Origin of the sequence: Nonomuraea sp. NPDC052129, assembly GCF_040680095.1 — a bacterium.
Lineage (GTDB): Bacteria > Actinomycetota > Actinomycetes > Streptosporangiales > Streptosporangiaceae > Nonomuraea.
This window is the reverse complement of record NZ_JBFAVX010000048.1, coordinates 66,770-75,124: the sequence shown is the minus strand read 5'-3', so window position 1 is coordinate 75,124 and position 8,355 is coordinate 66,770. Positions and strand designations below refer to the sequence as shown.

Here is an 8,355-nt window from a genome sequence, read left to right as displayed (position 1 = left end):
GGGGGGGGGTGGCCCCCCCCCCCCCCCCGCGGGCTGGGGCGGGGGCGGGGCCCCCCCCCCCCACCGCGGGCGGGTCGGCGGGGAGCCCGACCGCCATCCACCGGCCCTCGACGCGAACCGTGTGGGGATGCAGGCCGACGCAGATGACGGCGTGCCCGTCCGGCAGCGTGGCAGCGGCCGACGTGAGCGGCGAGACCAGCCACCGGGACGGCTCCGTCCCGGTCAGGACGATGCCCCGCTGCCGGAGCTCCCGCGCGCGATGCCGTTCGAGCGCGTCGCCCGCGAGGAGGGCGTCCTGGAAGTCTCCACCGGACACGTAGCGGGCGAAAAGGCAGCGCGAGAGCCGGGTGTAGGGCGGGGTCATCGTGGCCTGGGCCCAGAGCGTGAGCATCCGGTTGAGGAAGACCGAACGCCGCTTCTCGGCGCGGGGTATCAGCTCCTGGTAGAGGTCGATGGCCTGGTCGAGCTCTCCCGCGGTCTCCAGGGCCAGCGCGTAGCCGGTGAGGACCGCCTCGGTCAACCATCCGTGTGCGGTCATGGTGTTGCGGCGCCGTTCGTCCAGGATGCGGTCGAGCGCGTAGGCCACCTTGCCGGTGAGCAGTGCCGACCCCCACAACCGGCCCGACAGGTCGCCTGTCGGGCCGCCACGGGCGAAGATCTCATCCGCCCGCAGCGCCTCGATGACCGCCACCTGACAGGCCAGCGCGAAGGCGAGGGCGATGTCCGTCACCAGGCCCTGCGGCGGATCGTCTCCCGCGGCCTGGAGCGCCAATACCACGAGCTGGTGCACGCTCCGGATCAGGCTGCCGTTGACCGTTTCCCGTGGCGCGCGGCCGCCGGCCAGGAAGCCGGCCTCCGCCTGCAGGATCGCCAGGAGCAGCCGTAGCCGGTCGGCGGGATCCTCCGCGTCGGCCAGCGCCCGGACCAGCTCGTTCAGGCAGCGATTCCCGACGATCAGCGTGCCGGCCTCGGCGGGAGCGTCGGGGCTGCGGAACTCCACCACGGCCATCGACTTGGCCCCGCCCAGGTCGATGGCGCCGATCTCCCCGGTGCCCAGATCACAGACGATCTCCAGTCCGGGGTTCACGGCGGAGGCCAGGGCGCCGAACATCTCCGCGAGCAGCGCGCGGGGCATCCTGTGCCCGATCTCCTCCGTGTCCAGCAGGTCGGCGATCTCGAACGCCTCGCCTTCGCGGCCGAACGCCACCAGGGAGACGACGAGGGCAGGGCCGACTTCGGACAGCCAGCCCCAGTCCTCGAGACTCAGATAGAGGTCGAACGCACTGAGCTGATGGTTGAGGGCCCACTGGAACTCCCCGATCGACCTCTCCACCTCGCCGACCACGCGCTGGACATGCGCCAGCCCGGTCAGCTCGTTCACCTCCACCCGGCCGGTGTGCTGGATGTCGGTGATCGTCGCCTCGATCGCGTCCCAGGCCATGCCGCGTCCGTAGGGCCGGCCGCACTCCAAGGTCAGCATCGCGGTGTAGAGCGCGCACAGCCGTCTATGGTCGGGACGGCAGGAACGCTCCACCAGCAGCGTCCGCTCCAATGCCTCCTCGTACCGTCCGGCCTCGTACGCGGCGACGGCCTCTTCCAGCCCGTCGGGCGGGTCGATGACGTGAGTGTCGGTCCAGGCGAAGGGCTGCCACTCTCCACCTCCGAGGGTGCGCATGACCTGGCGTAACCCGCCGTTCTCCGGGGCATCCGAAGGATCTCCGGCCGGCTCCCCGGTGAGCTGTTCGAGCAGGTCCGGCAGCCCGTTCAGGAGCGCGTCCCACCCGATCGCGGCCTCGCCGAAGCGCTCGGCCTCCGCGGGGGTCAGAGAGATGCCCCTGTCCAGGAGGACGCCGACTGCCCGCTCCGCCCCGATGAGCTCGCCGATATCGTCGATCTCGCCCGTGATGACCTGTCTGGCCTCGTCGAGCGCGGTGTGGAACCACTCCAGCGCGGACGGCGGCAGGCTCTTCACCTTCGACCCGGGGGACAACGTCTCGTCGTCCGGGTCGAGCGCGCTGTCGAGCACCTCACGGACGCTCCGCGCCTCGTCCCCGCGCCAGAGCTCGGCGCGTCCGAGCAGCTCGGCGGAGCGTTCGTAGTCGCTGATGAAGAAGATCGGGGAGGTGCGGATGTCCCGGCAGATCGCCTCGACCCTGGCCTGCCCGAAAATGCCCATCCGGGCCTCGCGCAGCCGGCTCCCCTCAAGCGCGAGGGCGAACCACTCGTCGTCGAGTTCACGGAAGTCGTTCAGCTCACGGAAGTTGCGTACGGACAGAGAATTGCCGCGCAGCGCGCCCACGTCGAACCCGCCCCGCTCCTCCAGCAGCGCGAAGATCTCTGCCCGGACCGCCGACTCCTCGCGGGAGGCGGTGAAGGTGTCGTAGAGGAGAACGCTCCGGTCCACGTCGGCCCACAGCACCGGGGCGCTGAGGTCGCCGAGGTCGCCGCAGACGACGCACTCCACCAGGTTCAGGCGGCCCTCGTCGACCAGTTCGAGCAGTTCGGGGGCGCTGTCCGGGGTCAGCACCATCCAGTAGACGGTCTCGGGCAGGAGCTCTCCACAGCGCGGGCAGACCAGATCCCCGAAGGCTCCCGGCGCGTAGGGGATGGCCACCGTCGTCAGACCTGGGTGCCCGAGGCGAGGTAGACGGCCAGGGTCGTCTTCTTCTGTTCCTCGTCGAAGCCGGGATCCTGCAGGACCGTGAGGAGCCAGGCGAGCCGCGTCTTCCTCTCCTCCGGCGTGAGCAACGCGTCCAGATTGATGTCCAGCCGGACCTTGTTGCCCAGCGCCTTCAGGTCGTTGTCGTCGATCAGTCGCTGTGCCCGCTGCGCCCGGTTGGCCTTGATCTCCTCGTTGATCCTCTTGAAGACGAACTGCCGTCCCGACTCGTAGAAGGTGTCCAGCCCGATGGGGATCTCGGCGTTCTGGTAGGACACGGTGGCGAACTTCAACCGGACGAAGGCCAGGTAGGTCACACCGATGCCGGCGGCGAACAGCCAGGAGTTCCAGCCCTGGAAGGCCGCCAGCGCGCGCAACCCGAAGAAGACCGCCACGGCCGTCACACTGTTGACGACGATGAACCCCCACCACCATACGGATCGGTAGACCCGGTAGCCCGACACGTCGCCGACGATGAACGTCTGGTCCATGTCGAAGAGCGTCACCCCGCCGGCGATGGCCGCCGACAGCACGGAGAACCACGCGGAATGCTGCATCCTCTGCCGCCCTACTGGTCAGGTACGTCGTCGCCGGCGCCCAGCGCGTCGTCCAGCGCGCTGTTGAGCTCGTCCTCCGAGGTGCCGCTCGCCGCTTCCTCGGCCTCGTCGTCGAGGAGGAAGACGCCGGTCACCCGGTCGCGGGGGCTGTCTGGGGTGGCGTTCAGGCTGGTCTTGACCCCGTAATCGGTCAATGCGTACCGGCCCGGGCTGCTCTCGACGACCAGGCCGCGGCGCCGCAACGCGGGGAGCGCGTTGCGCACGTCCTCGGGCGACAGTCCTGAGTAGGCGACCAGCGCTTCGACCGAGCTGTCGCCATGGTCGCGCAGGGCCGGCAACAGCAATGACTCCACCGGCCGGACAAAGAATGGCATGGACACCTCCTGCCGTCGATTATGGCGACGCACCTGGAGAAATTCGCTAGGGATGTGCCGTCTTCAGACGTCTCGGGCGACGACGGCGTAGGTGACGTTGTGGAAGACGTCCAGGAAGTCGTGAATCGTCAGCCTGAACTGTCCGGTGTCCTGCTCGAAGGTGAGCGCCTTGTCCAGGTCGGGCGAGTTTCGATGGTGTGGATTGCGCAGGGTGATGGTGGACGCCTGGGTGTCGAGGGTTGCCAGCACCGCGGACAGCGACGCCATGTTGCTCGGCGGGGCGCCGTGTTTCGCGTCGTAGTCAGGCTCGGGCCGAGGTGCGGCGTACCGCAGATCGGCGCCGCAGATCGCGTACGCGTGGCTGGCGAAGACGTGGTGCCGTTGCGCGGGCGAGGACACCGGCGGAGCCAGCGCCGCGATCAGCTTGACGACCCTGTCGACCCAGGGACGCTCGTTCCTCAGGGGCCAGAGGGCGTCAATCACCTCCTTGCAGAGGGTCCTGAATTCGTCGGCGTACTCCAGGGCCGCGCGCCTCGCCTTTCGCTCCTCTTTCTGCTCGTCCGTCTCGCTTCCCGGCGGGTCCGGCGGCAGCACGGACTCCAGCAGTGCGCTTATCCTCTCGCCCTGGTCGGGGAGACCGGCCGTCACCAGATCGGCCCGGTGCTCCTTGAGCTTCGGCAGCAGTTCCTGGCCGGAGTCCATCCAGGACACACCGGCGGTGGGCACGACGATGTACGGCGACCGGCCCGCGGCCTGCTTCTCCAGCATGATCAGTACGTTCAGGAGTAGAGCGGCGTGCGTGGAGAGCGCCTCGCTGGTCTGGGCCGCCCGGCGCAACTGCTGCACACTCACTGAGTACGCATGGCGTAGCTGATGCCCGTACAGGCAGTTGAACAGCGACACCGAGGTGAACAGGCCCTGGCCGATCTGCTTGTAGCCGTCGTCGGGCGTCGTGTCCGGGGAGGGGGAGGCCGTCCCGTACTCGCCGTACGATGCCGCGAAGGCGGCGAACGCCCGTTCCATCAGCGGGACCCACACGACCGTCGTCACCGGGATCGCCGTCTCCGCGTAGACCTTGCCGTCGGCGGTCACGCGGCGTCTGACCACCCCCTGCCCGCAGATGGCCCTTGGCCGGGCGGATATCAGGGTGAGCGTGCCGTCTGGCTGCGCGAGGTGCGGGAAACGCGGCTCGACCACGATCCGCTGCGGCATGCGGTAGGGCCGTTCCTGGACGGTGGCCGTCCGGAAGAAGGTGACGTCGAAGGAGCTTCCGTCGGTGCTCGGCCTGACCATCCGCCTGATCTGGTCGGGGTCGTGGTCGGCGATCGAGGCGAGCGTGGACAGCAGGACGCAGGTACCCAGCTCGCCCTGGGCCACGTCGTCACCGCTCGGGCCGTCCTGGGAGAACGCGGTCTGGTGCTCCAGTATCAGTCGTTTCACCGAGGTGTCGCCGGGTTGGGTGGCCCCGTCGAGGTAACGGTCGTCGGCGGGATCGACGATCATGCCGGGGACGAACGGCGGCGTCGGTAGAGAGACCATCGACTGGTTGTGGGTGGAGAAGAGGTTGAGAGCGTGCAGATAGATCGGCGCGTACGTCACCGGGTGCTCCTGAGAAGACCTTTCGTTCGCCGCGAGGATGCCGTCACATGCCTGCAGGGATTGGGGGACGATCGACGACAAACGGCCGCCGTCGTACGGTTCGTTCCCTGTTCCGATCATCTGGTCGAACGCGGTGGTGAACAGCTTCGGCAGGAAGTTGTACGGCCCCTTGCGGGAGTTCGCCGGCCTAAAGGCGTAGAGGCGCAAAATCGTCGGCCATGGCCCTGGCTCTTGCTCGACGGCCCAATACATGACGGCTTTCTCGGTCACCGACCACAGGGCCAGAGGCCGCCACAGGTTGATCCGGAACTCGGCGAGGTGCGTCTCCAGTTGCTTCTTCACGATCAGGTGGTTGTCGATGGTCTCGGGCAGGCCGTCGATGGCGGCCTGCACGCGCTCGTAGTGGGCGACGAACCCGGATACGCTGGCGACCTGCTGGATCTGCTCCCGTTTTCCGGCGATGAGCAACCCCGTCTCGCCGTTCTCGGCGATCACCGCCGCGGTGTCCGCCCAGCCCGGCTCCCCATCGATCTCGATCCGGACCCTTTCGCCGACGATCAGCGGCGGGTCGTCGGCGAAGGCGAAGTCGGTGCCTCCGGGAAGCTCTCTGGGATTGCCCCCTTCTGGGTGGAAATGGGATTTGATCAGGAATTTGCCGCGCATGTGCCCTCTCCCCCTCCTGTACCACCCCCGAGCCAGCGAATTGTTACACCTTCCGAAAAGCGGGTCAATAACGGCGGACACGCGAGGGTGCAGAAGAGTGAGGCATTATCAGATCGCCGACCGGAGCACAATTACTGCATAAGCCAGAGAAAAAGCAATTTCGGCCGCTCATTCGCGGAGGCCGGCGGGGCCATCGGTTGGCGCGGGAGAGGGCCGAATGGGCCTCCGCCCGAGCGTGGAGACGCACCCCTGACTACGCTGTCGGCACGTGGACCCGATCTTCCAGCTTCCGTCCGATTCCCGCTGGCCGCGGCTGTCTCCGAGGACTGGGGCCTGCTCCCGCTGCGCGTCCCAGCCGGTTGGAACGTCATCTACAACGCCCTGGAGGCCCGACGCCTGCCGGATGGAAGGGTCGAGGCCAACGGCTCCGAGGACCTGTATTGGGCTCGTACCGCACCACCGCCCTGGCTGACCGCGCAGGAGGCGGCGGAGAAGGGTGGCCTGCGGGCTCGGGAGATCAACATAGACGCCGGCTGGTACGGCGGCCACGGCTTCCGGGTCGTCGTCCTCGACCCCGACTGGGACCATGAGCGGGCCTCCTACACCACTTCCGACCTGGGCGAGTTCGTCGCCACCCTGGAGGGATGGATGTGGATGATCACCCAGCGAGGAGAGCTCCCCGAGCCCGGCCCTTGAAACCTCCCAGGGCCCCCTAGGACCGTTCTTGAAACTGCTGGACCGAGGTTGACGGGATCCCGTCCGATCATCTGAATCGGACGCCTCAGGGGCGCCGCACGCGTTCGCGTTCAACGCACTGGGCTTCGTCGTCCCCGGACTGCTGGTGATCGCGTTCGCAACTGGGTTTGCCCCGCTGATCCGGGCCGGCGGCTCCGCGGTCGGGCCGGCGCTGCTGGCCCTGTCCGGGGCGTCTCTGATGATCGCCGGCGTCTTTCCCGTGGACATGGCGGCACGCGAGTCCGGCACGTCCCTCGCGCATCTGGCCGGCGCCACCGCCTCTGGCATCTTCTGGGCCGCCTCCCTGTTCTGGATGGGTCGGCTATTGACGCGCGTGCCCACCGTCGCGGGCTTGGCACGGATCACGCCGTGGTTTGTGCTGTTCCTGGTGGCGAATCTGGCCTGGCAGGCGATGTGGCAGACCACGGGGTGGCCGCCGCCTGGCTGGGGCCAACGCATCGCTTTCGCCGGCTACTTCCTCTGGATCGCTCTTACCGGCGTGATGCTGTTGCGCGGGTCAAGCCCGGCCAATGGCCGGCCGGTGCGCGGCGCGGGTCCTCCGTCTTCCCCTCACAACGGTGTCTTCGGTCCGTAATCCACGTACGGATCAGGCCGCCTGGGGAAAGCGGCGCTGATCGGCCTCGGCCTGGTCGCGGTGGTCTCCGCCATCGCCCTGCGGGTCACCGAGCACCGCCGAACGCGGCGAAAAGCGGCGAAGAGCCGTTGAACGCGGAAGCCCAACGTGGCAAGCGCTCGCCCGGCTGAGGTTTCTGATCTTAGGGTGCCGCCGAAGTACCCCTGCAGCCCCGACGCGGCGGGTCGGTGAAAGCCGGATGCGGTGCGCGAGCGGCAAGCTGGCCCAGCAAACCTGCTGTGCTGTAAGAGGGGGCGTACCTTCATGTCTGCTGTCGTGATCGCCGTGGTGGCGATTTTCTTCCTCGGGATGGGCGTCTACGGACTCGTCGCGCCTGCCGCGCTGATCAGGCCGTTCCGGATCGTGGCCGACTCGGCCGAGGCGCGCACCGAGGTTCGCGCCGTGTACGGCGGTTTCGGCGTGGCCGTCGGGGGTCTGTTGCTGGCAGCGGCGGCCGACGTGGGCGGGATGCGGACGGGCGTGGTCGTGACCATCGCCATTTCCCTGCTGGGCATGGCCGTCGGACGGCTGGTGGCGCGGTTGGTCGAGCGGCCGTCGGCGTTCTATCCCTCCTGGCTGTACTTCTGGGTGGAGGTCGTTGGCGGTGGCGCGCTGCTGGCCGCCATCACTTGGTGAGCCGTCCCGTTACACGACGGGATCCAGGTACCGGATCGTGAGATGCCCGGAGAGTAGCGCGCTGGGGGAAGGCCGAAGAGCGGTCCGCGCCCGCAACTCGCCGCTGGGTGCGCTCCGTACGGTGAAGGGTGCGTCCACGCTGGCGGCCGCGCACGCTACCGCGCTGGAGTGCGAAGCTCGCCGCCGTAGCCGCGGACGCACCCTCTACGTGCTGGACGAGCCCACCACCGGCCTCCACGCCGTCGACGTGGACCGGCTGCTGATCGCGCTCCACCGCCTGGTCGACGGCGGCGACACCGCCGTCGTCATCGAGCGCGACCTCGACGTGATCAAGACGGCCGACTGGCTGATCGACATAGGGCGGCGGTCACCGGGGCGGCCAGATCATCGCCGAGGGCACCCAGAACAGATCGCGGCCGATCCCGGCTCGCACACCGGACGGTTCCTGCACCCCTTGCTGGAACCGCGATGAACGCCGCGGACGTGCAGAACTTGGAG

The 8,355-nt window shown here is 68.5% G+C and carries 7 protein-coding genes and 1 pseudogene; 4 read left to right on the top strand and 4 right to left on the bottom strand.

The features are described from left to right. The 4 genes from AB0L53_RS54520 to AB0L53_RS54505 all read right to left on the bottom strand — a co-directional run. On the bottom strand, window positions 1-2,614 hold a 2,614-nt coding region (locus AB0L53_RS54520; RefSeq protein WP_364013414.1), incomplete at its 3' end, for a CpXC domain-containing protein. Window positions 2,615-2,619: 5 nt separating this feature from the next. Beyond that, window positions 2,620-3,216, bottom strand: a complete 597-nt coding sequence (locus AB0L53_RS54515) for a hypothetical protein (protein ID WP_364013411.1) — start codon at window positions 3,214-3,216, stop codon at window positions 2,620-2,622. A gap of 11 nt (window positions 3,217-3,227) precedes the next feature. After that, entirely contained in the window at window positions 3,228-3,590 is a 363-nt protein-coding gene (locus tag AB0L53_RS54510) for a hypothetical protein (RefSeq protein ID WP_364013409.1), read from the bottom strand. Between the two features lie 63 nt (window positions 3,591-3,653). After that, the gene (locus tag AB0L53_RS54505; protein ID WP_364013406.1) at window positions 3,654-5,852 is read right to left on the bottom strand and encodes a hypothetical protein; all 2,199 of its coding nucleotides are present in this window, start codon (window positions 5,850-5,852) and stop codon (window positions 3,654-3,656) included. 87 nt (window positions 5,853-5,939) lie between these two features. Between AB0L53_RS54505 and AB0L53_RS54500 the strand changes: the two genes are divergently transcribed. The 4 genes and pseudogenes from AB0L53_RS54500 (at window position 5,940) to AB0L53_RS54485 (ending at window position 8,329) form a co-directional block, all read left to right on the top strand. After that, window positions 5,940-6,548 carry a hypothetical protein gene (locus tag AB0L53_RS54500; protein ID WP_364013403.1) on the top strand — a complete coding sequence of 203 codons (609 nt, stop codon included), beginning with the start codon at window positions 5,940-5,942 and terminating at the stop codon, window positions 6,546-6,548. A 67-nt stretch (window positions 6,549-6,615) separates the two neighbouring features. After that, window positions 6,616-7,182 (top strand): annotated as a pseudogene (locus AB0L53_RS54495) (DUF998 domain-containing protein); the annotation flags it as partial. 303 nt (window positions 7,183-7,485) lie between these two features. Beyond that, window positions 7,486-7,857, top strand: a complete 372-nt coding sequence (locus AB0L53_RS54490) for a DUF4345 domain-containing protein (protein WP_364013400.1) — start codon at window positions 7,486-7,488, stop codon at window positions 7,855-7,857. Window positions 7,858-7,978: 121 nt separating this feature from the next. Beyond that, a complete protein-coding gene (locus AB0L53_RS54485) occupies window positions 7,979-8,329 on the top strand; it encodes a hypothetical protein (RefSeq protein ID WP_364013397.1) in 351 nt (116 codons plus the stop codon). Window positions 8,330-8,355 lie beyond the last annotated feature (26 nt).